A 25050-nucleotide genomic window follows, 5' to 3' on the forward strand; every position below is an offset into this window, starting at 1 on the left:
ACAGGGCAAATATATTAATTAATTCAAATTTGTGATGTGGTTGATGTTTTAAAATAAAGGCTGATTACTTAATGATTTTACCAATAAAGTTCTGCTCGTGTTTTACCAAATACACTCCCGAAGTTAAAGCATTTAAATTGGTAATTGTAGCATTTTGCAACCTACTAGAAACGACTAAGCGTCCTTGAATGCTGTAAATATTAACCAAATCGCCATCATGTAATCCGTTTATAACTAAGTAATCTTTAAACGGATTCGGATAGATTTTATAATTGTTATTTGGGTTATTTATAAGATTGCTACTTAAAGACGGACAAGCCGCACCTGTTGTTTTATACTTTTCTAAAATGCTCATTTGTGGTTTATCTACATTCCCGTTGGGTTCAACAGACAGGATATAGTTTCCCCACCATGGGCCACCTGCCCAATAGGTGCCGTTAATGCAATTTTGGTTGAGGTAGTTTAAAAAATTATCAAGTACGGTAAGCCAACGGCTGTCGTTTGCAGGTACACCGTACTCGCCAATAAATCCGTTTAGATTATTTGTTTGAAGCCAATTTACAAAGGGCGTAACACGGTCTATGCCAATGTTTGGATAAGCTCCATCGGCATCGTAACTATTTGGATAAGTTCCAGAAGCGTCTTTGTCAAAATACACATGCGCTTCAAAAACAAGCTTATTTGAAGGGTCTGAAAGGTTTTTTAGGTTATCACTATACTGCATCCAACGCTCTGCCGAACTCCAACTATCGCCACCAACAATTATTTTGGTTTGGGCATCTTTAGTTCTTATGCCATTAATAATTTCTTGGGCAATATTAAACCAAGGGGTGTTTGCTAACAAATCGTGTGGCTCGTTCATAATGCCGTAACCGTAAAGGTTTGGGGTATCTTTAAACGCCAAGGCTAATTTTGTCCAAAGATCTTTTACGTGCGCAATGCTTAGGTTGCTTGAGCCAATTAGCACTTCGTTCCCATTTAATTTATAACGGCAGTAGTTGTGTAAATCGAGAATGACTTGCATATTTCTGTCTTGAGCGAATTGTAAAACGGTTTTCATTCTTGACAATTCATCGGTATCTAAATTTCCGTTTAAGGTTTGCTGTATGCGTTCCCATTTAAAGGGTAAACGAATTAAGTTTAAGCCTTTGCTGTGGTAATACTCCAATTCGCTTTCGTTTGGGTAGGTGTAGTCTACACTATAAGTTCCTGGCATGTTGTTGCCAAAATCGGCGCCAGCCAGATTAACACCATAAGGGGTTTGCGAAAACGCTATTAAATTAATTAGTGTTAGTAGCGTTAGAAATAGGGACTTCTTATTTAGTTTCATGTTTGGGGGTTGTTTCAATGGATTATAAGTGTGTAAATATAATACTACATCATGTATGTGGCAATATATTTTATAATGTATTTTGTTGTTAGTTTAAATCATTAGTATTTAATTATTTAGGGTTTATCCTTTTTGCTGTATTAAGTAAAAACACAAAGCCAAAAACACCCCATAAACAGGGGGTCATGCTTAAAGGAAAACCCCATTTATAGTGATGGATGCCAAAACGGGTATAAATAGTTTTGCCAAAACAAATTATTTAATCAAGTATGAGGCGTTTACATCGTAATATTCAGGCATTAAGACTCACGTTACTCCTTGTTGTCTGTCATTTCTTTTCTATGATATCTTGGTCTCAGCAGCTTTATCCAGCAAATTTTGATGTCAATATATTAAATGGTACCAATGGTTTTGTTATTCCCGGACTTAGTACAGGCGCTAAATTAGGTGCTGAAATACAATTTATTGGGGATATAAATAACGATGGGTTAGAAGATTTTTGTCTTGGTAACGGTGATGAAACGGTAAACAGTCTAGATTTAGCAGGAAGGGCATACATTATCTTTGGGTCTGCAACTGGCTATGCTAATCCTTTTGATTTAACGTCTTTAAATGGCACCAATGGGTTTATTGTAAAAAGTATTGGTTATGATGAAAGAAGAGGCTCTACAGTGGCTGGGCCTGGAGATATAAATGGTGATGGTATTGATGATTTAATTGTAGGAACGAGTAATACAACTGCCAATAATATGGTTATTTATGGTCGTACTTCCTTTCCTTTAGAAATGACTGTAAACGATATTAATGGTACCAATGGCTTTTTAATAGATGCTCCAGGGAGTAAACAAGTTGCTGCTTTAGGCGATGTTAATAATGATGGTATTAATGATTTTATAATTGGCACTCCACATTGGTCGGGGCAATCGTGGATTGTATTTGGGCGAAGCAGTAATTTTCCTGCATCCATAAATTCCTCTTGGTTAGATGGGATTAATGGATTTAGAACAAGTGACTTTACAACAAGTAGGGACTCCTATAAGGTAGGCGGTGCAGGTGATATTAACAACGATGGCATTAATGACATGCTGATTGGGAGTTGGAATAGTTTAACAGATCCATGGAGTTATGCTTTATTTGGAAAAAATACACCTTTTGATGCTTTGGTTGATATTGAAGCGGTAGATGGAACCGACGGTTTTCAAATTGATAATACAGGAAATTCATTTATAACATTTGTTGGCCCCATTGGCGATGTAAATAATGATGGTATAGATGATTGTTTTTCAGAAAGTAACATCATTTTTGGTTCCAATAATCCTTTTTCTGCTAAACTAGCCATTAGCGACCTTAATGGTACTAATGGATTTGTATTAGCAAATAATGTTATTTGTGCAGCTCCAACGGGCGATATAAATAATGATGGTATAGATGATTTTATTGTAGCTGGTGCTGGCGATTATGTTGTATTTGGAACTGATGCTGGTTTTCCTTCATCTTTTGATCCAACGACATTGGATGGCACTAATGGGTTTAGAATTCCTGTTAGCAATTCAAATATTGGCAGACCCATTGATGGCGGTAGAGACTTGAATGGTGATGGCATTACCGATTTTATTTTTGGAGATAGAGCTACAACTTCAGATGGCGCAGTTTATGTTATTTTTGGAGGCGATCATTATGCAAACCCTTTAACCACACATGTGGTTAGAAATGTAACCACTTCAGGCTTTACCTTTGTGGTTAATGGACCGGAAACAGGCAGCATTCATTATGCTATTTTTCCAGTAACAACTGCTCCGGTAAATAACTACAACACGATACTTTCTGGAACTGGAGCCGTAGCGCATGGTAGTTTTTTAATGGATACTGCAAATACCGATATTTCAGAGGTTATTTCATCCTTATCTCCAGATACCACTTATGATGTGTACTTGTTTTTAGAAGACGCTGCAGGAAACCAAGGCGAAATTTTTAGTGGCGATAATGTAACAACCTTAGCAGAACCAACAGCGCCCTTTATCACCACTTGGCAAACCACTACAGTTAATGAATCGATTACTATTCCAACTATAGGTTTAGGGAACAACTACACAATTGATTGGGGTGATGGTACAGTAGATGCGAATCAAACGGGAAACGCAAGTCATATTTATACCACAGCAGGGGTGCATACAGTAAGTATATCGGGTGATTTTTCTAGAATTTTTTTTAATAATTCAGGGGATAAAGATAAAATATTAACCATAGAGCAATGGGGTGATATTGCATGGACTTCTATGAATCGTGCTTTTTACGGATGTACCAATCTTAATATTACCAATCTGGCTATAGACAGTCCAGATTTATCTCTGGTTACAGACCTGTCTTTTATGTTTGCTGGCACAAATTCTTTTAATGCACCGCTTTCAAATTGGGATGTAAGCACTGTAGAAAATATGGCATTTCTGTTTTCTGGTGCTCTCATTTTTAATCAGGATTTAAATACTTGGGATGTAAGTGCCGTGCGTAGTATGTATAATACTTTCAATTATACTTTTGACTTTAACGGTGATATAACGAATTGGGATGTTAGCAATGTGGAAGATATGCGATATATGTTTGCTGGAGCAAGGGCTTTCAATCAAGATATTGGTGGTTGGAATATTGATAGTTTAAAATACATTCATGGGATGTTTTCCACAACTGATGCTTTTAATCAAGATGTAAGTTCTTGGGATGTCTCTCAGTTAACCGATTTGAGTTTTGTATTTAATAACGCTATGGCTTTTGATCAAAACCTAGGCGCTTGGCAAATACAAAATGCAACCAATTTATCGTACTTTTTTAATGAAAATGCTTTATCTGTTGCCAATTATGATGCTACACTAAAAGCTTGGAGTGCCCAATCCTTACAATCTGGAGTAAATTTTCGTGGCGGATACAGTAAATATTGTACAGCCGAAGCAGAGCGTCAATCTATGATTGACACCTATGGGTGGACGATCTATGATAAAGGTAAAGTCAACTCGGCAGCAATTACACCTATTACAGATGTAAATGAAGGCGATAGCTATACCCTACCAACCATAGCAGGGACAAATTTATCTGGAAACCAAAAATATTATACACAAACTGGCGGTACAGGAACTGCTTACGAAATTGGCGATGCCTTAAATTACGCCGATTTTCCGAGCTACCCTGTAACTCTATATGCTTACGATCCAGGCACAGGTTGTGGTGCATCCGAGGAAAGTTTTAATGTCACTATTACTTTAACAGATACCACAAATCCAACGGCCAGTAACCCAGCAGCCGTAAACGTACAATGTTTAGCGGATGTTCCTGCGGCAGACATTAACGTAGTCACCGATGAAGCCGATGATAGTGGCATAGCACCTACAGTTGCTTATGTAAGCGATGTTAGCGATAGCAATACCAATCCGGAAACCATCACAAGAACTTATCGTATTGAGGACTCAGCAGGAAATTCAATAAATGTAGAACAAATCATCAGCATCAACGATACCACAAATCCGACGGCAAGTACGCCAGCTTCAATTCATGTAGAATGTTCTAGTGATGTGCCTTCAGCAGATATTTTAGTAATTAATGATGCTTCCGATAATTGTAGTATGCCAACCGTAACCTTCATCAGTGATGTAAGCGATGGCAATACCAATCCAGAAATCATCACAAGAACCTATCGTGTTACTGATGCGGCAGGCAATTCAATTGATTTAGAACAAATCATTACTATAAACGACACCACAAATCCAACGGCAAGCACGCCCGCTTCAATTCATGTAGAATGTTCTGGCGATGTGCCTTCAGTAGATATTTCAGTAATTAGTGATGCTTCCGACAATTGTAGCACTCCAACTGTAACTTTCATCAATGATGTTAGCGATGGTAATACCAATCCAGAAACCATCACAAGAACTTATCATGTAGAGGATGCAGCAGGAAATTCAATTGATGTAGAACAAATCATCACAATAAACGATACCGGCGATGTGCCTTCAGTAGATATTTCAGTAATTAGTGATGCTTCCGACAATTGTAGCACTCCAACTGTAACTTTCATCAATGATGTTAGCGATGGCAACAATAATCCAGAAACCATCACAAGAACTTATCGTGTTACAGACGCAGCAGGAAATTTTATAGATGTTGCACAAATCATAACTATAAACGATACCACAAATCCAACGGCAAGCACGCCCGCTTCAATTCATGTAGAATGTTCTGGCGATGTGCCTTCAGCAGATATTTCAGTAATTGATGATGCTTCCGATAATTGCAGCACTCCAACTGTAACCTTCATCAGTGATGTTAGCGATAGTAATACCAATCCGGAAACCATCACTAGAACTTATCGTGTGACGGATGCAGCAGGGAATTTTATAGATGTTGCACAAATCATCAGCATCAATGACACCACTAATCCAACGGCAAGTACACCAGCTTCAATTCATGTGCAATGTTCTGGCGATGTACCTTCAGCAGATATTTTAGTAATTAATGATGCTTCCGATAATTGTAGTATGCCAACCGTAACCTTCATCAGTGATGTAAGCGATGGCAATACCAATCCAGAAATCATCACAAGAACCTATCGTGTTACTGATGCGGCAGGCAATTCAATTGATTTAGAACAAATCATTACTATAAACGACACCACAAATCCAACAGCAAGTACGCCAGCTTCAATTAATGTACAATGTTCTGGCGATGTGCCTTCAGCAGATATTTCAGTAATAAAAGATGCTTCAGATAATTGTAGTACTCCAATTGTAACCTTCATTAGTGATGTTAGCGATGGCAACAGTAATCCAGAAACCATCACCAGAACCTATCGTGTTACAGACGCTGCAGGAAATTTTATAGATGTTGCACAAATCATCAGCATCAATGACACCACTAATCCAACGGCAAGTACGCCTGCTTCAATTAATGTACAATGTTCTGGCGATGTACCTTCAGCAGATATTTTAGTAATTAATGATGCTTCCGATAATTGCAGCACTCCAACTGTAACTTTCATCAATGATGTTAGCGATGGTAATACCAATCCGGAAACCATCACCAGAACCTATCGTGTAGAGGATGCAGCAGGGAATTTTATAAATGTTGCACAAATCATTACTATAAACGACACCACAAATCCAACAGCAAGTACGCCAGCTTCAATTAATGTACAATGTTCTGGCGATGTGCCTTCAGCAGATATTTCAGTAATAAAAGATGCTTCAGATAATTGTAGTACTCCAATTGTAACCTTCATTAGTGATGTTAGCGATGGCAACAGTAATCCAGAAACCATCACAAGAACTTATCGTGTAGAGGATGCTGCAGGGAATTCAATTGATGTAGAACAAATCATCAGCATCAATGATACCACAAATCCAACGGCAAGCACGCCAGCTTCAATTCATGTAGAATGTTCTGGCGATGTGCCTTCAGCAGATATTTCAGTAATTGATGATTCTTCCGATAATTGTAGTACTCCAATTGTGACCTTCATCAGTGATGTAAGCGATGGCAATACCAATCCAGAAATCATCACAAGAACTTATCGTGTAGAGGATGCAGCAGGAAATTTTATAGATGTAGAACAAATCATCACAATAAACGATACCACAAATCCAACGGTAAATTGCGTTTCAGATTTCTCTCAATACGTAGCTGCAAATATGCAAACAGCTATGGTAACGTATGCCGCTCCAGTAGGAACCGACAATTGTTCGGCTACCACGACAACGCAAATTGAGGGATTGCCTTCGGGAGCCGAATTTCCTATAGGGGTAACAACAAACACGTTCGAGATTTCCGATACTTCAGGAAATACAGTTAGCTGTAGTTTTCAGGTTACTATTTTGTCAGATGAAGACGAAGAGGAGCTTGTTTGCACTATAGATGCAGGAACCGATGTTGAGATTGAACAAGGGGAAGCCGCTCAATTGGAGGCTTTGGTTTCTAATATTGGTAGTGTGGTTTGGTATCCTAGTACAGGCTTAAGTAATGTCGATATTTTAAACCCAATTGCTACGCCAACCGAAACTACATCGTATACGGTTTATTACACGAGCAACCAAGGTTGTACTGTAGAAGATACGGTTACGGTATACGTTATTAAAAAACAAGAAGATGAAACTAAATACGGTTTTTCACCAAATGGCGATGGTGTTAACGATTATTGGGAAATTCACGGTATAGAACAATATCCTAAAAATAAAGTATCCATTTTCAACCGTTGGGGCGATTTGGTTTTTGAAACCGAAGGCTACAATAACAGCAGTAAGGTATTTAGAGGTATTGCCAACCGAAAGCGCCAACTAGGTGCCGATGCTCTACCTGAAGGCACTTACTTTTTCAACATCAAAATAGAAGGTCAGCACCATTTAAAAAAAGAAACAGGCTTCCTTGTTTTAAAGCGTTAATTTATGAAAGAATTTATAAAAATAATGGTGTTTATGTTGTCAGGAGGCATGATTTGTTCCGTTTTTGCTCAGCAAACACCTGTTTTTACCAACTATAATTATAATACGGTTATAATAAATCCGGCGCATGCTGGGTTCTATCCCGATACCGATATTACCATGACAAACTTGGGGTACTTCAATAACATTGAAGGGAGTCCGCGGAATATTGGTATAACAGTTAACACGCCTATGGGGTTAAGGCGTGTTGGCTTAGGGGCAGGTGTGTATAGCGATCAGGTAGGGGTTACACGTACCACAAGTTTATTTGGTGCTTATGCCTATAAAATAAATTTAGATGACGACCAGAGAGGCGGACGTTGGTGGAACTACAACCCAAGTGTGTTGTCTTTCGGAATTACAGGTGGCCTAACCAAATACGATGAAAATTTAACCGCATTAGGCATTACAAACGATAACGAGTTTGCTAATAATGTTAACGCCACCATGCCCACTTTAGGGATTGGGGTGCTATATAACCGCGAACGCCTGTTTGTTCGCGTATTAATTAAACCCAGTATGTTATTTAAATATGAAGCAGGTGCACCGCTACAGGTTGAGCTCAATGCTACTTTTAATTATGAGAATAAAGTTGAATTCGGACTCGGCTATAAAACCAACGCCTCGCTTAATTGCTTAGTAGGTTTTCGTGTTACTAACCACTTAAGATTTATTTATAATTATAACGTAACACTAAAAAACACGCCCATTAATAACACACACGGTATTGTTTTAAGCTACCGTTTTGGCGATGGATTTATGAAGTATAGTAAATAAAAAAATGTACAACAGACAAAGTTAGAGTGTCACTTTTATAAGAAATAAGAAACCTAATTTTGATAGGGAGGATAGGGAGTTTTAATAGTTGCTGGGGGGTAATTGGATTAAAACACCTCCCTTAATCCCTCCTTTTTAGGAGGGAAACTGTTGTGCTAACGTTTCCTATTTTTAAGAAAATGTTTTATACGTTCGAACACCTTGATATTCAATCCTTAAATTTAATTTCATATTCTAAAGTCTAAAGGTAATGGTCTTCGAGCGGCGTCGAGAAGGTTATTTTAATTGAGATTGCGAATCAAGTAACCATTTAAACTGTATGAATGAAAATAACAGACAGTTTGATTCAAACGTGAATGTTCTCGACTATACTCTAACACCCTATTATTAGAACTTGCTAGACTGCCTCGAATAGGCCTGTGTATATCATCAAAATTTAGGGAGTGTTTAAAATCTTTAACTTTAAACTTGTTTTGGAGTAGTTTAGAACTTAAAATTACGATAAAAAAATTCTAACTATTATCAGAACGTGCGTAGCGAAAGTGAAGTATCTTGTAACCTAAAACTAAGATACTTAAGTCGTACTCCTTCTGTATAACAAAACACTATGTCTTACTAATTAGTGCATTACACAATGAATCATCACCATACACTACTTTGAGATTCCTCCTAACGTCGGACAGAGCTATTACATAAAAAGTATTCTGTTCTTGTAAGACCCTGAAATAAATTCAGGGTAACGTAAAAACAACAAGTTTAAAGTGTACTTCTCGACTCAACTCGAAGACTCCATCAATAACAAAAAAACAGCAAAAAACAACCGCTTATAGCAATATGTTCACTCAAATAAAACCAAGAATGTTGGCTGAGGCTACAGAATCTCTCCTTACTTTCTAACTTCATGACCTTATAACTATTTTCAAGTCAACACACTTTCAACACGCCTCTTAGCTCCCGATTTCTAGCGAATAAACTCAAACGTAACAGTTTCCCTCCTACAAAGGAGGGATTAAGGGAGGTGTTCTATAACGACTACATTTTTTATTACTTAAATAGCCTAAAGTATTCAATAAAATGGTGTTCGAGCGAAGTCGAGAACTTATAATTACGGTTCAAAATTTACTTCTCGACGCCGCTCGAAGACCCTATCTAAATCTATAAACCCAAAGAGCGACTTTATAGACCCTGAATATCTGTTTTTTTTTATAAATCCACTATACCTTTATATGACTTTTAAAATCCTTATGTTCACTTTTATAAAGCTCTTCTTCAGTTAAACTTTTAAAATAATCAAAAGTAATTTTCATGCCTTCAGATCTATCTACTTTAGGAACCCAACCTAATAATTTTTTAGCTAAACTAATATCTGGCTGTCTTTGCAAAGGGTCGTTTATAGGCAAGTCCTGGTAGATTACTTTTTGAGTCGTCCCAGTTAACTTTATAATCTCTTCTGCGAATTCTTTTATGGTTATTTCGTGAGGGTTACCAATATTCACGGGTTCTGCATAATCACTTAATAGCAGTCTATAAATCCCTTCCACCTGATCGTCTACATAACAAAACGATCGGGTTTGCGAACCATCTCCAAAAATAGTTAAGTCCTCCCCTCTTAGTGCTTGCCCCATAAATGCAGGGATAACTCGACCATCATTCAGACGCATTCTAGGCCCATATGTATTAAATATGCGAACAATACGGGTTTCTAAGCCATGAAAACGATGGTAAGCCATCGTGATAGACTCTTGGAAACGCTTGGCTTCATCATAAACCCCGCGTGGCCCTATAGTATTTACGTTACCATAATAATCTTCAGTCTGAGGATGTACCAATGGATCGCCATATACTTCGGAAGTAGAAGCAATAAGAATTCTTGCTCCTTTAGCTTTGGCTAACCCTAATAAATTATGCGTTCCTAACGAACCTACTTTTAGGGTTTGAATAGGGATTTTTAAATAATCAATAGGACTTGCTGGTGAGGCAAAATGAAGAATATAATCTAAATCGCCTTCAATAGATACAAACTCCGTAACATCATGGTTAATAAATTGAAAATTGGGGTGGTTTTCTAAATGAACAAGATTCTTTTCGTCTCCAGTAATAAAGTTATCCATTCCTATAACGGAATAACCTTCATTAATAAATCGATCGCATAAATGTGATCCTAAAAATCCTGCTGCTCCTGTGATTAAAACTTTTTTCAATGGCCTCGTTTTTAATTTTTTAACTTTATCTCCTAGCAAATTTAATGGAATTACTTCAAAGTTATCGCTTCTTTTTTAGTAATCTTCGTCACATGAAATAAGCTAGCCTCTTCATTTTAAATCACTACAATATTTTAAACTGTCATTCAGAACCTGTGCAGCGAAACTGAAGAATCTTCTAACCTAAAACTAAGATACTTTAGCCGTACTCCTTCTATGTGACAAAAACCTGTGTCGTTCTAATTAGAACGTAACTCAATGAAATATATATACACACTGCTTTGTGTTTCCTCCGAGCGTCGGATGACAGAGCAATTACATAAAAGTACTATGTTCTTTTGAGACCCCTGAAATAAATTCAGGGTGACGTAAAACAACAAGTTTAAAGTGTACTTCTCGACGCCGCTCGAAGACCCTATTTTTGAGGTTAGAATATGAAGTTGAATTTAAAGCTTCAATATTAGGGTGTTCGAGCGCAGTCGAGAACCTGTAAATTACAGGTGAATATCGCTTCATATTTCAGTAATTCAAAAAAAAGATGTTTCAATATCGCTTTAAATACCTGATAATAAAATTGTTACTAACACACCCCTTAGTCCCCTCATTTTAGAGTGGAAACTAGAACGTGCTAATATTATTTCTAAAGAAGGAAAACAGTTTCCCTCCTAAAAAAGTGGGAATAAAGGAAGGGGTTTAATTTTTTTAAATCATAAATTTTGATTCTCGACGACTCTCAAATACGGTTAAAACCTAGAATAGCCCTTTGTAGCAAATAAAAACGAACTTAGCAAATACGCCCGCAAGAAGGATTGAGCAATTTGTTTGAGCTCCTCGCAGAGAGCGAGTTGCGAAAGCCTGTTTGCCATTTTTCATGGCAACTTGCCCAAATTATATGTTTTGAATTAAAGATTCTGTAATGCGTACCGAGGCGATTTTCGAGGCGATTATACCTAATACAGATATGGTAAAAAATACAATGAAAAAGTTTTCAACCTCTATGGCTACAGGGTATGCGAGTGTTGGAGTAATCATGAGTAGGCTAAAATGTTGCTGTATTAAAACGACAATTACAGCTACTATCAAGCCTATTATTCCGCCAATAACACTCATTAAACTGCCTTGAAGAAAGAATATTTTTCGAATGTCTTTAAGGGTTGCTCCAATATTATATAGGGTGGAAAGGCTTTGTTTTTTGTCTAACATCATCATGATTAATGAGCCAATTACATTAAAACAAGCGATAATTAATACTAGGGTAAAAATGAGATAAACGGCTAAATTTTCGGTGTTTAGCATTTTGTAAAGCGCATCGTTTAATTGGGCACGGTTTTTTAAAATAACGTTATCGCCTAATATTTTTTGAATTTTTACACGAGATTCTTCAACATTATAGCCGTCTTTAAGCTTAAATTCTATGGATGAAATTTGATTGTCTTTATAATTTAATAGTTTTTTTGCCAAATCGATAGGCGCAAAAACGTAAGTTTCGTTTAAATCTTCGTTTATAAAAAAGATGCCTACATTAAAGGCTTTTACTGAGTTAAATGCTGTTTTTGCCGAGGTTATTTGTCCTGTTCCTGGTTTGGGAACATAGAGGTTTATGGGTTTTGAAAAATCTAAAACTCCTAGCGACAAACTGTTTGAAATGCCCCAACCTATTACAATTTGATTGGTTTTTTGTGACAACCAGCTTCCGGGATCTTCGATAACAGAATCGATGCTCACTACTTTTTCGAAATTTTCATCGACTCCTTTTATTACAGCCAAAGCGTTTTTATCGCGCGATTCTATGATAATACGTTCTTCGATGGTTTTGGAATAAAAAGCAATATCGTCTAAGTTATTTAGCTTTTCAATCGTGCTGTCGTTTAGGAAAAAGGATTTCCCTGCGGCCGATTCAGCTTTTAAATCGGGGTCGACTACACTTGTAAACTGTAGTGTAAAATCTTTTAAACCGGCAAAACCAGAAAGTACAATAAATAAGGATGCGGCACCTAAAATAACGCCAATAATAGCGATATAGGTGATGAAATTTATAGCATTATTTGTGCTTTTAGAGCGTAAATACCGTTTTGCTATATATAAAGACACATTCATAACGCTAATATTATAAAAAAATAGTGATTAATGAATGTTCTGATAACGCGATAATAAAAATTAAGGGTTCTAAATTGGCGAAAAAATTAGGATTTTTTCCTTTTATCTAAAATTGAAGGGTCTTTAATAGGGTTTTCTTCGCCTTTTAAAGATTTTTCAATTTTGTCGATATACTCTAAAGAATCGTCTATAAAAAACTCTAAATGCGGCATACGTCTTAATTGATTTTTAGTACGTTGCGCTACTTCATGACGAATTAAAGGGGTGTTAGATTTTATACCTTCAAGAAGTTCTTTGGCTTTATTGTTAGGAAAAATGCTTAAATACACTTTTGCAACCGATAAGTCTACCGTGACTTTTACCTTCGATACAGAAATTAAAACACCACGCATACCACCTTGTGTAGCGGCGCCTTGTAATACTTCAACTAAATCGTTTTGTAAAACCGTTCCTATTTTTTTTTGTCTTTGACTTTCTTCTTCCACAGTATAAAAATTATAACCCGTTAAGGGGTTTAGAATGCAAAAATACGGATATTTAAAGATTATGTTACTTTTAGAGGCTTAATTTCGTAATTTGATGGATGAATTTAGGTTGGATTTAAAAAGACACGCTTCTTCAAGAGTATGAAAAAGACTATGATCATGAAAAATATAGAACATATAGGTATTGCGGTTAAAAGCCTTGAAGCATCGAATGTTTTATTCTCCAAACTTTTTGGGGCGCCACCTTATAAAACAGAAACCGTAGCGAGTGAAGGCGTAAAAACCTCTTTTTTTAAGGTAGGTGAAAATAAAATTGAGTTGCTTGAAGCGATCTCAGAAACCAGTCCGATTTCCAAATTTTTAGATAAAAACGGTGAGGGTATTCATCATATTGCTTTTGAAGTAACAGACCTTTTATCTGAAATTGAGCGACTTAAAAATGAAGGTTTCACGGTGCTTAATGACAGCCCCAAATTGGGTGCCGACAATAAACTAGTTGCCTTTTTACATCCTAAAACTACCAACAGTGTTTTAATTGAACTATGCCAGGAGATAAAGCCATAATTTTTCTTGGTAGAAATTAAAATAAGTGGTAATATTGCACTCCAATTTCGGTCCTATAACTCAGTTGGTTAGAGTATCTGACTCATAATCAGAAAGTCCCTGGTTCGAGCCCAGGTGGGACCACCTTAAAGCCTAAATTACAAATGTAGTTTGGGCTTTTTTTTGGAACAAATCCTGGGTTTGAAGTTTATCCCGCTATTTTAGCGGAAAGCCCAGATGGGAGCACCACAAAAAAATCACAAAAGCCTTGTAAACATTATGTTTGTGAGGCTATTTTGTTTACAGGACTTGTTATAAGGCTTCAAATTTCTGAGAGATCTCTAATGCGCTTATTTAATGTTTTTCGTGTTCAAATTTTTACTAGACTTAATTTTGGGAAATAATAAGACCTGGTGAAGTCACATATTCTATATCTTCTATATTATTTTTATAAGCAGTTTCTCATTCCTTGATTAAATATTAGGACTATAACGTGTAATATATTACTCAAAATAGGTATATTTGTGTTATATATTACACGTTATGTCTAAAAATAATTCAGTATTATTACCAAAGCTAGAGCGTTTATTGGAAGAAATGGGCGAGCAAATAAAATTAGCACGTCTAAGACGAAAACTAAGTACAGATCAAGTTGCGGAACGGGCAGGTACTAGTAGAAAAACGCTATATTCCATCGAGAAAGGAAAAAGCTCTGTTAGTATCGGTATTTACATTAAAGTTTTAAATGTACTTGGTTTGGAAAAGGACGTTTTACACATAGCAAAAGATGATGTTCTAGGTCGAAAACTGCAAGATATTGGTTTAACAACTAAAGAGCGTGCTCCAAAAAGAAGCTAAAAATGAAACGGACTATATATGTTTATGCCGATTGGCTGGAGTTAGGTGCTCCTGTATTAGTTGGTACATTATATTCAGAGACTTTAAGGGGGAAAGAAATTTTTTCTTTCGCTTATCATAATGATTGGTTACAATCCGATTATGCCTATCAGCTTGATCCAGATTTAGACTTGTTTGAAGGTGTACAATATTTGCATGATGAAAAGTCTAATTTCGGCTTGTTTTTAGATTCTTCTCCAGATCGTTGGGGAAGAGTGCTTATGAAAAGAAGAGAAGCGGCACTAGCTAGAAAAGAAGAAAGAAGAGCAGATAAATTATTCGAAACAGATTTTTTATTAGGCGTTTTTGATGGACATAGAATGGGGGCTTTACGTTTTAAATTGGATAAAGAAGGCCCTTTTTTAAATGATAATAAAGCGTTAGCAAGTCCACCATGGACATCAATAAGGGAATTGGAGCAAATAAGCCTGCGTTTAGAAGATGATGATAGTCTGGATGATCCCGATTATTTAAAGTGGTTACAAATGTTGGTTTCTCCTGGTTCTTCTTTAGGTGGCGCAAGACCAAAAGCAAGTGTACTTGATAACGATGGTCATTTATGGATTGCTAAATTCCCAAGTAAAAATGACGACGATGATATTGGTGGATGGGAAATGGTAACTTACGAATTAGCCATTCAGTCTGGAATTATAATGGCGGACTCTCAAGCTGAAAAATTTAGTAGCAACCAACATACATTTTTAACAAAGCGTTTTGATAGAACTAATGCGGGTGAAAGAATTCATTTTGCATCAGCAATGACCCTATTAGGCTATACCGATGGCACAGATGCTTCCTCGGGAGCTAGCTATCTAGAATTGGTGGATTTTATCACGAAGCATGGCGCAAGCCCTGACAAGGATTTAAAACAACTATGGCGAAGAATTGTTTTTAGTATTTGCGTGTCGAATACCGACGATCACTTAAGAAATCACGGTTTTCTATTAACAGACAAGGGTTGGATTTTATCACCAGCCTATGACATAAATCCAGTAGAAACGGGAACGGGTTTAAAATTAAATATTTCTGAAGATGATAATGCTTTAGATCTTGATTTAGCTTTAGAAGTGGCTGCTTATTTTAGGATAGAAGAAGCAGAGGCATCACAAATAATAAACCAAATAACTCAAGTTGTAAGTAATTGGAAGGTAATAGCTAACAAATATGGTTTGTATAGAAGAGAACAAGAATTAAAAGCTTCTGCGTTTATAAGGATAGAGGGCTAGTCTTTGATGAAAACAAGGTTTATGAGCTAAGACCCTTTTTTACCGCTGTATGTTGGGGTAAAATTAAAACTTATTTAAATTAATCTATAACAATTTGATTATTAGTGGAAAATGTATCTTTTTTATTAAAAACCTTGTTTACTCCAGCTAAGACCAACACTAAAAACCACAAAAGCCTTGTAAACATTATGTTTGTGAGGCTTTTTTATTGTTTCAAGAGTGCTTGACAGGGTGATAAAATGAACTTTAACAGGAAATCTATCTGACTTGTAATATTAAACAAAAGAGGCTACCTAAAAAGTAGACCAGATGTCATAAACTTATTGCTAATCAATATCGGTATCGACAACCAGACAAATCAAATTTTACTTACTGTTTCGACAACCTCTATCACGTGAAGTTTTCAACATAAAATTACACACCTAATACAATAGACGGCTCAATACTTAATTTTTTACTTATTTCTCTTGCTACTTTTAGAGTAGGTTCACTTTTGCCTGTTAAGTATTCACTAACTCTTGAAGTACTCACACCTAAAAGTTCGGAAAGACGTTTTTGGTTTAATCCCAATTCTACCATACGCATTTTTATAACTTCTGTTAATGATGGTTTATTAACAGGAAAGTTTTGTTCTTCGTAATCGGCAACAAGGTCAGATAAAATATTGAGCTCCACATAACCTTTGGCGTTTTGACTTTCTATGTTATTAGAGTCTTGTAAAAGCTCCTCTATACGAGCTAAAATAACGTTATATTGCTTTTCTGTCTGTATCATAGCTAAATGTTTTTAATATCGGTAATTTTATCATATTCCGCATGTGTACCAATAAAACATATGTATACTTTTTGAGCGTTAAAAGAAATAATAGCCACTAACCTGTAATCGTTACCTTTTATATTAAATACATACCTATTATTACCCACATAATCTACATTATTAAAAGTTTGTCTTATATCATGTAGGTTTTTCCAAGATTTAGCACTTGTGGTATGATACCAAACATTTAAAGACGTTTCTGCATCGGCGTGTTTTATTGAAAACGCTTGTATTCGTTTATAAGTTACAATACGCATTATTTATACATTATGATCACAAAGATAATATTGAATTTTGAATTTTAAAACAAAATTTTGTTTTATGTTATTTAAAAATCGTTTTTAAAAACTACCAATACCTGTTGCTCTTTTTCTATTCATAGATATTTATAAAATCCGTTTTAATTTTATGTCTTAAGAATGGCGTACGTTCACCTTCTAATAGCGCTATAAACTTTGATAATTAATAAAGACTTCGTCGAATTTCAGAGTAGTATGGTACTTATATTGAAGTTTTTCAAACATTTTCAGGGTTTGATTGCAATACTGATAGCTAAGACCACCACTAAAAACCACAAAAGCCTTGTAAACATTATGTTTGTGAGGCTTTTTTATTGAAAATATTTTATGAATCTGAAGTTAAAAAGTGGATAAAGACTTAAAAAAATCGAATCTTATTTTTTAACACCCACCAAAAATACCATATAAATTAAGAGCATGGCATTAGTAATTAACCCGTTTTATAGACTGTAGAATAATTTTATAAAACTATTAGAGAAGGGTATACTGTAAATTATTACCGTATTACTTAGTCTATGTTATAACAATACTGATACAAAGCGCTAAAGTGACTTTTCATTAGCTCTTTTGCTTTTTCTGGATCTTGTTCTTTTATGGCTTGAAAAATACCTTGGTGCTCTTGTAAATCTCTACTACTTCTATCTTTAGGACATACATGATGCTTTTCGAAATTGGTAATTATTTCTGGAGTAATAATAAGCATCATTCTATTTATGGTACTATTTCCACTCGCTTGGGCAATAGTTAAATGAAATAACAAATCTTCTTGAACAGCATCTTCCTTATTAAGTACTTTTTCACTGTAAGCTTCTAGAGCATGAGCCATTTTTTTTAAATCGGAATTTTTTCGTCGTTTTGCTGCTAAAGTCACTGCATTTAATTCGAGAAGAATTCTAGTTTCTACCAACGATTTAAAATCGGGTTCGTCTAACCTACGAATGTCTTCCATCATGCCATTCATGGCAATTTGACCTATATCTGCTACAAAAGTGCCACTTTGTGGCTTAGACATTAATATGCCATAAAATTCCAGTTTATGTATGGCTTCGCGTACACTGGTTCTACTTACTCCAAATTTATCGGATAACATGCGTTCCGAAGGCAGTTTGTCGCCTGGTTCTAAATTTTTAAAATTTATTAATTCTTGAATTTTAGAAATAATATCATTTTGAAGTTCGAGATTTTCATTATTGGTTAGTGGTTCTAACTTCATTTGTAAAATACTTAATCATTAATAAGGCTAATCATGTAGGTTGGAAAGTGGTGTAAATTATATGTTAAGCTAGATAGCAGACACTAATTTAATGAGTAACAATTAAAGACTCTACCGGCTAAAAATAGCCGGTAAGAGACTTTAAACAGGAACTAACTCCAATCAAAATAAACAAAATTTGAAATGATTGGAATTAGTGTTTAGTATTAGATATACCTAAAATTTACCAATGACATTATATAAACTTATGTTTATAAGCCTATTTAATAGCTTAATTTGTAAGTTTATCTAAATTAGGATTTCTCTCAATTTCATCTTGAGGAATTGGTGTATCATAATCAACTGATGCATTCCAATCTGGTTTAGCTCCTTCATAACCAGATGCACTAAATACTTGATCACCTAAATTTCTACGCTTAATATCATACCATCTTTTAGCCTCGAAAGCTAACTCGATTCTACGCTCTTCAATCACGTCATCTAAAGTAACTGTTCCTGAAAGATCTGCAGGAACTGCACTAGCTGGCACCGTCTCAGGTACATATCCTCCATTTGTAGAAGCACCACCCTTTCTTGCTCTTTCTCTAACTTGGTTAATGTAGTTTAATGCACCAGCATTATCTCCAGTTTCAACAGCGCACTCTGCTGCAATTAATAACACTTCTGCATAACGCATCATAGGGTAATTAATACTTGTTGCACGTTTATTTCCTCTTGCATAATCACCAGGGTAACGTGTATACTTAGCTATGTAAGGCATATTACCAGCATCACCGTGTCCACTAATAGAGAAGTTTGTATAGTCTACAGTTGTACCACCAATAGTAGCTTCTGTTTGAAAACTTACTCGTGTTCTGTAATCTGCTGGATCAAATGAATTGTAAACAGCCATTACTGGAACAGCAACAGACCAACCTTGATCATCATCGTCACTTCTAATACCAGTCATTGGAGCAACTTGATCATAAGCATTGTCATCAGCTTCAACATTGTTATAATCTAAAGTGAAAATCATTTCAGGAGAAGCACCTGACTCAGCGGCATTAAATAAATTTTGGAAGTTACTATCTAAAGTATAAGCACCACTATTAATTACTTTTTTCGCATATGAATAAGCTGTGCTAAAATCGCTAGCACTACCAAAATTACTAGTTGCTCTTGTTAAGTAAACCAATGCTAAATAAGAACTAGCTGAATAAGTAGTAGGGATCCCTGATGCTTCTGAAGCTGGATACAACCATTGTTCAGCAAATTCTAAATCAGAAATGATATTAGCATAAACTTCAGCTTCAGGTGTACAACTAATATTTCTATAAACCTCAGCATTAGCACCTGTGATAGGCTCGTCGATATAAGGCACATCACCAAATAAACGTACTAAGTGAAAATAATACCATGCTCTAATAAAATAAGCTTGTGCAACAACCGGGTTTTTTAAGTCAGCGGCTGCATCTACATCGGCTGCGCCAGCAATAGCTGTATTAGCTGCAGCAATACCTAAATAAATTCGTCTCCATGGATCATATACCATTTCGTTATTTCCTGAAATTGTATGCATATCCATTTCTACCCTGTGTGTCTGATTTGATTGTAGGTTAACCATATCTGAACGTAGCATTAACGAAACTGATAATTTTCTACCCCAAATCTCTTCGTTAATAGCATGGGTATACGCACCATTTACAGCGATCTGTATGTCTTCAGTTGTATTAAAGAATCCATCAGGAGACAATAGCCCTACCGGTTCTTCTTCAAGATCTGAACATCCCATTATTGATAATCCAATTACCAATAACCATATTATATATTTTGTGTTTTTCATTATTTATTTTTATTAAAATGATTCTTAAAATGTTAAGTTTAAAGTAAAACTGTAGGACCTAGCTGTTGGATAAGATCCAAAATCAAAACCTCTAGTTGTGTTTGTCGCCTGGTTGTTACCATTAGTTCCCCCTTGAGCACCAAAGTAGCTTACTTCAGGATCTAAACCAGAGTAATTTGTCCATGTCAATAAATTTTGTCCGCTTATTGAAAGTCTTAATTTTTCTACACCAATATTTTCTAAAACTTTTGAAGAAAAGTTATAACCTAAAGCTAAGTTTTTCAATCTAACATAACTTCCGTCTTCTACGAAACGAGATGAAATCTCTCTAGTACTAAAATTACCTACACGCGGTTGGTCTGTATCCGTATTAGTAGGAGTCCAAGCGTTGTTATAATAATCGTAGGTTGTATTAGAATCTCCGTTATTTAATTGTACTTGAGTCATATTAAAAATTTCGTTACCCTGAGAACCTTGGAAAAAGATGTTTAAATCCCAGTTTCTATAAGTAAAGTTATTTGTGAAACCCCAAGTAAAATCTGGATTTGGGTTACCAATCATCGTTCTATCAGCATCATCAATATCACCATTACCATCTAAATCTCTAAATAAAGGCTCACCTGGTATTGGGTTGCCAGCATCTCTTGAAGCTGGAATTACAGCAGTTCCATTAGGAAGTGTTCCTCCTTGATATACACCTACATAATCATAACCCCAGAACTGTCCAACTTCTTCTCCTTCTCTTAAGATAAAAGTTTCACTTAAACTAAAGTATGATGGTGCTCCATTCCCAAACCAATCATCTCCGTTAATTAAAGAAGTAACTGTGTTGGTGTTCTTAGAAAACACAAAGTCTGTAGTCCAAGTAAATTTATCGTTACTAATATTGTTAGTCGTTAAAAACACTTCAAATCCAGTATTGTTAATAGCCCCAGCGTTAACTAGTGATGAGTCATTATAAAACCCTAAGTAATCAGGTTGACCTCTATTTACCATGATTAAATCTTCAGTATCGATATTATAGTAATCTAAAGAAAGTGTAATTCTATTCTTTAAGAAACCTAAATCCAAACCAAAGTTAGATTGATAAGACTTCTCCCATTCTAAATCTGGGTTTGCCATTTGATAAGGAGTAATTGCAGCTACAGTACTACCAGCGTTTGAAGCATAAATAACTTCTGCACTAGCTAAAGATTGGTAAGGCGCAATAGAAGGGTTACCTGTTTCACCATAACTAGCTCTTAACTTTAAGTTAGAAATTATGTTGCTATCTTTTAAGAAATCTTCATTAGAAATTTTCCATCCTAAAGCTCCTGATGGGAAAATAGCATATTTCTTATTTGCTGCAAAGTTTGAAGCTCCGTCACGTCTTACTGTAGCAGTAAATAAGTATTTGTCGTTATAATCGTAGTTAATTCTACCAAACAAAGACTGAATAGTACGTTCATTTTTATAAATTTGACCTGAAGTTGGTTGAATTAAATTAGTTGCAGTATACAACCCATAGTAAGAAAATGAATCAGAAATAGTACCCGTTCCTTCATTATAAGAGCTTTGGTTTATATTTCTCTGGTACGAATAACCTCCTAATAAGGTTAAATTACCTTTACCTATTTCTTTGTTATAAGTTAAATAGTTTTCACTTAATACACTATTCGATTTCCAATTTTGCATAATAGCTCTACCTTGCTCTGTACTTGCCGTAACTTTTAAGGTACGAGGCATATACATTCCTCTAAAAATATTTTCTGTACTAATACCAAAAGTTGTTTTGAAATTTAATCCTTCTAAAATATCATAGCTAGCATAAAGATTAGCTCTGAAATTATCAATCTCAGTATCATCATCTCTTTGAGTTGCTACAGCGTATGGGTTATCTACCTCATCACCAATTTGATCATTTGTTGTAAATGTTCCATCAGGATTATACACACCTTTGTCTGGAGCAAATCGCATTGCCAAAGAAACTACATCATCACCACCTACTGTTACCGAACCATTAGACTGCGTAGTTACACCGCTTTTCTTGCTTGTGCCACCAACTAAGTTTACACCAACGTTTAATTTGTCTGTAACTTGAGCATCTACATTAGATAAAAAGGTAAGCCTTTCATAGTCAGAATTTACTAAAACACCATCTTGACCATAGTAAGTCGCTGAACTATAAAACTTAATTTTATCAGAACCCCCAGAAACAGACAATTGGTGGTTTGCAACACTACCATTTCTATAAATCATGTCTTGCCAATCTGTATTCTCAGCCCCTTGAATGTAAGGATTTGAATTGTTTCGGTTTACACGGATATCATTTTGATAGTCTGCAAAATCATCTGCATTTAACAAATCTAATCTGTTAGAATTAGCTTGTATCTGGTATGTTGAATTAAAATCAACAGTTATTTTACCTGTTTTACCTTTTTTAGTTGTTACTAAAACTACACCATTAGCAGCTTGAGAACCATAAATCGCAGTTGCAGAGGCATCTTTTAAGATTTCCATAGACTGAATATCTCCAGGTTGCGGCATAGTTGCCCCTACAAACCCATCTACAACAATAAGCGGTGAACTACTAGCATTAATTGAAGTGTTACCTCTAATTTTAATGCTTATAGGTGCACCTGGCTCACCACCATTATTAGACTGTACATCTACACCTGCTGCACGACCTTGTAGCGCCTGTGAAGCGTCTAACACAGGGAATGCTGTTAATTCTTCTGTTTTTACGGAAGAAACAGCTCCGGTTATGTCACTCTTTTTACGAGATCCATATCCTACTACGACTACTTCGTCAAGTTGACTAGCGTCCTCCATAAGCGTAATGCTTAATGTTTTTTGTCCGTTTATAGCAACTTCTTTAGAAGAATAACCTAAGGTAGAAAACACTAAAATATCACCATTTTTTACCTCAATAGTAAAAGAACCATCAAAATCGGCATAAGTACCTGTTTTGGTGTTTTTAATAATGACATTAGCTCCAGTAATGGGCACATTTTTATCGTCGGTTATTTGACCAGTCAAGGTATAACCGCCCTGTGCAAATAATGTGATATTGAATAACAATATCATCGTTAATGTTAATTTAGTTTTTAAATTCATTGTGGTTTTGTTAATTATGTTTGACATATTTTATGCTTGTTCAAAGCATTTAAAATAAAATTGAGAGTTTTCTCAATTCTTTTTATTTCACCAATACGACTTTCTTCAGCATTATTAAAGTGCTTTTTTAGAAGAAAACTTAAAAAGTAAAATATTACATGTTTTTTGGAAGTACTTCTTACTTGTTTTACATGCAAGAAATACGCTTTTGAAAAGAGCAGGTTTTTACCCACCTGTTTAGTGTGCTAATCTTTGTTTTGAATCATTCTGTTTAGTTTTAGTTTTTTTGGTTTTCCAGAGTGGTTTCCCAATCTGGTTTTCCAAATGTATGTTATTTTTTTGTTAAAAAAAAAGTGATTTTAGAATTTAACCTTTCGCTTCTTCAATTTTAACAGCCCAAAAAATGGCTGTTAACAGCCCTTATCTCACGTGTATCAAGCAAATAGGCCAATTTTTGCAGTCTGTATTTTTTTTAAGTTAAAATGTGATTTATTATAAAAAAAATGGTTTTCGTATTGAATTATTCGGATTTTTTAACAGGATTTTTTGAGACTTCAAATTCCATTTTAATTGAAAAAACTAGGTTTGTTTTATTTAAAATGAAGTATTTTTTTACAATTTTATTCGAAAATTTATGCTTGCATCTGCTATGGAAAAGATGTCTGATTTAAGCGTTTAAAAAAAGTAATTTAAACCCCTAAACTAGATTAAAAAATAAGCACTATTAATGTGATATTTTTCAATGCTGATATGTGTATTTTATAAGAAGAAATTTCAACTCTTGTTTGTTGAAGAAAACATACTATATATTATTATTTCCTGTTTTTATAAAACCTAAGAGAAGACCGATTTAAAGCTAAAAACCTGTATTTTATCGGATTATTTTGTTTTTTACAGACGTTTTTATAGTGAAATTACATATCATAATATTGTTAACTCACTTTTTTTTTTACATTTGCCACGTTTATGACTATACCAAAAACCAAAATATTAACCACAATCCTATTTTTATTAATAGGTTTTGCTTGTTTGGCTCAGGGAGTTTCTCCTCCACCTCCCGCGGGACCAGTAGTACCAGGGCTTGTTCCTATAGATGGCGGGGTATTGGCAGGTATTCTTGTTGCGCTAGGTTATGGGGCAAAAAAATTACTGTTTCAAAAAGAAAAAAAATAAGGCTACTTATTTAATTGTGTAAGCTTTGTTACATATTTTCCTAATACATCAAATTCTAAATTTATAATACTACCTACTTTAAAAGTATTAAAATTGGTATGCGCATAGGTGTATGGTATAATTGCCACACTAAATGCATCTTTTTTAGAATTCACCACGGTTAAACTGGTGCCGTTTACGGTTATTGAGCCTTTTTCTATAGTAAGATTATTTAATGAAGCATCGTATTTAAAAGTAAATATCCAGCTACCGTTCGCTTCTTTTACCTCGGTACAAACACCTGTTTGATCGACATGCCCTTGCACAATATGGCCATCAAGCCTATCGCCAAGCTTCATAGCGCGTTCTAAATTCACTTGATCATTTACATTTAAAGTTCCCAAGTTTGTTTTGTCTAAGGTTTCTTTTATCGCAGTTACGGTATATTCATCTTCATTTATGTTTACCACAGTTAAACAAACCCCGTTATGTGCAACGCTTTGGTCTATTTTTAATTCGGAAGAAATGCGGCTTTTTATCGTGATGTGAAGATTGTCCAATTCACTTTTTAAATTAGAAACCACACCAATATCTTCAATAATTCCAGTAAACATAATATTCTCTGTTTATTTAGTTAA

General features: G+C 35.2%; 16 protein-coding genes and 1 tRNA gene. 7 read left to right on the forward strand and 10 right to left on the reverse strand.

Annotated elements, in window-relative coordinates; translation table 11 throughout:
* Positions 1–64: 64 nt before the first annotated feature.
* Positions 65–1330 carry a cellulase family glycosylhydrolase gene (locus tag H6X70_RS03785; RefSeq protein WP_194766347.1) on the reverse strand — a complete coding sequence of 422 codons (1266 nt, stop codon included), beginning with the start codon at positions 1328–1330 and terminating at the stop codon, positions 65–67.
* 341 nt (positions 1331–1671) lie between these two features.
* Here H6X70_RS03785 and H6X70_RS03790 point away from each other — a divergent pair, with 341 nt between their 5' ends.
* Together H6X70_RS03790 and H6X70_RS03795 are read left to right on the forward strand one after the other, a co-directional pair.
* Positions 1672–7749 (forward strand): BspA family leucine-rich repeat surface protein, encoded by a 6078-nt coding sequence (locus tag H6X70_RS03790; protein ID WP_194766348.1) that lies wholly within the window; start codon positions 1672–1674, stop codon positions 7747–7749.
* A gap of 3 nt (positions 7750–7752) precedes the next feature.
* The gene (locus H6X70_RS03795) at positions 7753–8565 is read left to right on the forward strand and encodes a PorP/SprF family type IX secretion system membrane protein (protein WP_194766349.1); all 813 of its coding nucleotides are present in this window, start codon (positions 7753–7755) and stop codon (positions 8563–8565) included.
* A gap of 1214 nt (positions 8566–9779) precedes the next feature.
* Here the strand turns inward: H6X70_RS03795 and H6X70_RS03800 are convergent.
* From H6X70_RS03800 to rbfA, 3 genes are all read right to left on the reverse strand, one after another.
* Positions 9780–10766, reverse strand: coding sequence for a UDP-glucuronic acid decarboxylase family protein (locus tag H6X70_RS03800; RefSeq protein ID WP_194766350.1), 987 nt, complete (start codon positions 10764–10766; stop codon positions 9780–9782).
* An 888-nt stretch (positions 10767–11654) separates the two neighbouring features.
* Entirely contained in the window at positions 11655–12863 is a 1209-nt protein-coding gene (locus H6X70_RS03805) for an ABC transporter permease (RefSeq protein WP_194766351.1), read from the reverse strand.
* An 86-nt stretch (positions 12864–12949) separates the two neighbouring features.
* Entirely contained in the window at positions 12950–13348 is a 399-nt protein-coding gene (gene rbfA / locus H6X70_RS03810) for a 30S ribosome-binding factor RbfA (protein WP_194766352.1), read from the reverse strand.
* Between the two features lie 159 nt (positions 13349–13507).
* Between rbfA and mce the strand changes: the two genes are divergently transcribed.
* The 4 genes from mce (at position 13508) to H6X70_RS03830 (ending at position 16014) form a co-directional block, all read left to right on the forward strand.
* Complete coding sequence (gene mce, locus H6X70_RS03815; RefSeq protein WP_194766353.1) at positions 13508–13912, forward strand: methylmalonyl-CoA epimerase; 405 nt, start codon at positions 13508–13510, stop codon at positions 13910–13912.
* Between the two features lie 49 nt (positions 13913–13961).
* Positions 13962–14035 (forward strand) — tRNA-Ile (locus H6X70_RS03820).
* 378 nt (positions 14036–14413) lie between these two features.
* A complete protein-coding gene (locus tag H6X70_RS03825) occupies positions 14414–14749 on the forward strand; it encodes a helix-turn-helix transcriptional regulator (protein WP_228530247.1) in 336 nt (111 codons plus the stop codon).
* Positions 14750–14751: 2 nt separating this feature from the next.
* Positions 14752–16014: a type II toxin-antitoxin system HipA family toxin gene (locus tag H6X70_RS03830; RefSeq protein ID WP_194766354.1), complete on the forward strand. Its 1263-nt coding sequence runs from the start codon at positions 14752–14754 to the stop codon at positions 16012–16014.
* 414 nt (positions 16015–16428) lie between these two features.
* On the opposite strand, the gene H6X70_RS03835 is transcribed toward H6X70_RS03830, so the two are convergent.
* The 5 genes from H6X70_RS03835 to H6X70_RS03855 form a co-directional block, all read right to left on the reverse strand.
* Complete coding sequence (locus tag H6X70_RS03835) at positions 16429–16788, reverse strand: type II toxin-antitoxin system HigA family antitoxin (RefSeq protein WP_194766355.1); 360 nt, start codon at positions 16786–16788, stop codon at positions 16429–16431.
* A gap of 2 nt (positions 16789–16790) precedes the next feature.
* The gene (locus H6X70_RS03840; protein WP_194766356.1) at positions 16791–17087 is read right to left on the reverse strand and encodes a type II toxin-antitoxin system HigB family toxin; all 297 of its coding nucleotides are present in this window, start codon (positions 17085–17087) and stop codon (positions 16791–16793) included.
* A gap of 550 nt (positions 17088–17637) precedes the next feature.
* Complete coding sequence (locus H6X70_RS03845; RefSeq protein ID WP_194766357.1) at positions 17638–18342, reverse strand: FadR/GntR family transcriptional regulator; 705 nt, start codon at positions 18340–18342, stop codon at positions 17638–17640.
* A 271-nt stretch (positions 18343–18613) separates the two neighbouring features.
* Positions 18614–20164: a RagB/SusD family nutrient uptake outer membrane protein gene (locus H6X70_RS03850; protein WP_194766358.1), complete on the reverse strand. Its 1551-nt coding sequence runs from the start codon at positions 20162–20164 to the stop codon at positions 18614–18616.
* Positions 20165–20188: 24 nt separating this feature from the next.
* The gene (locus H6X70_RS03855) at positions 20189–23230 is read right to left on the reverse strand and encodes a SusC/RagA family TonB-linked outer membrane protein (RefSeq protein WP_228530248.1); all 3042 of its coding nucleotides are present in this window, start codon (positions 23228–23230) and stop codon (positions 20189–20191) included.
* 996 nt (positions 23231–24226) lie between these two features.
* Between H6X70_RS03855 and H6X70_RS03860 the strand changes: the two genes are divergently transcribed.
* A complete protein-coding gene (locus tag H6X70_RS03860; RefSeq protein WP_194766360.1) occupies positions 24227–24433 on the forward strand; it encodes a hypothetical protein in 207 nt (68 codons plus the stop codon).
* Between the two features lie 2 nt (positions 24434–24435).
* On the opposite strand, the gene H6X70_RS03865 is transcribed toward H6X70_RS03860, so the two are convergent.
* The gene (locus tag H6X70_RS03865; protein WP_194766361.1) at positions 24436–25026 is read right to left on the reverse strand and encodes a riboflavin synthase; all 591 of its coding nucleotides are present in this window, start codon (positions 25024–25026) and stop codon (positions 24436–24438) included.
* Positions 25027–25050: the final 24 nt, after the last annotated feature.

This window comes from Tamlana sp. I1 (assembly GCF_015355625.1).
Lineage (GTDB): Bacteria > Bacteroidota > Bacteroidia > Flavobacteriales > Flavobacteriaceae > Pseudotamlana.

Excerpts from the sequence above, each read along its gene's own strand:
- mce (WP_194766353.1), top strand. The coding sequence starts at position 13,508 with ATGAAAAATATAGAACATATAGGTATTGCGGTTAAAAGCCTTGAAGCA.
- H6X70_RS03865 (WP_194766361.1), bottom strand. The coding sequence starts at position 25,026 with ATGTTTACTGGAATTATTGAAGATATTGGTGTGGTTTCTAATTTAAAA.
- H6X70_RS03805 (WP_194766351.1), bottom strand. The coding sequence starts at position 12,863 with ATGAATGTGTCTTTATATATAGCAAAACGGTATTTACGCTCTAAAAGC.
- H6X70_RS03835 (WP_194766355.1), bottom strand. The coding sequence starts at position 16,788 with ATGATACAGACAGAAAAGCAATATAACGTTATTTTAGCTCGTATAGAG.
- H6X70_RS03830 (WP_194766354.1), top strand. The coding sequence starts at position 14,752 with ATGAAACGGACTATATATGTTTATGCCGATTGGCTGGAGTTAGGTGCT.
- H6X70_RS03855 (WP_228530248.1), bottom strand. The coding sequence starts at position 23,230 with ATGATATTGTTATTCAATATCACATTATTTGCACAGGGCGGTTATACC.
- H6X70_RS03845 (WP_194766357.1), bottom strand. The coding sequence starts at position 18,342 with ATGAAGTTAGAACCACTAACCAATAATGAAAATCTCGAACTTCAAAAT.
- H6X70_RS03860 (WP_194766360.1), top strand. The coding sequence starts at position 24,227 with ATGACTATACCAAAAACCAAAATATTAACCACAATCCTATTTTTATTA.
- H6X70_RS03850 (WP_194766358.1), bottom strand. The coding sequence starts at position 20,164 with ATGAAAAACACAAAATATATAATATGGTTATTGGTAATTGGATTATCA.
- H6X70_RS03840 (WP_194766356.1), bottom strand. The coding sequence starts at position 17,087 with ATGCGTATTGTAACTTATAAACGAATACAAGCGTTTTCAATAAAACAC.
- H6X70_RS03795 (WP_194766349.1), top strand. The coding sequence starts at position 7,753 with ATGAAAGAATTTATAAAAATAATGGTGTTTATGTTGTCAGGAGGCATG.
- H6X70_RS03785 (WP_194766347.1), bottom strand. The coding sequence starts at position 1,330 with ATGAAACTAAATAAGAAGTCCCTATTTCTAACGCTACTAACACTAATT.
- H6X70_RS03790 (WP_194766348.1), top strand. The coding sequence starts at position 1,672 with ATGATATCTTGGTCTCAGCAGCTTTATCCAGCAAATTTTGATGTCAAT.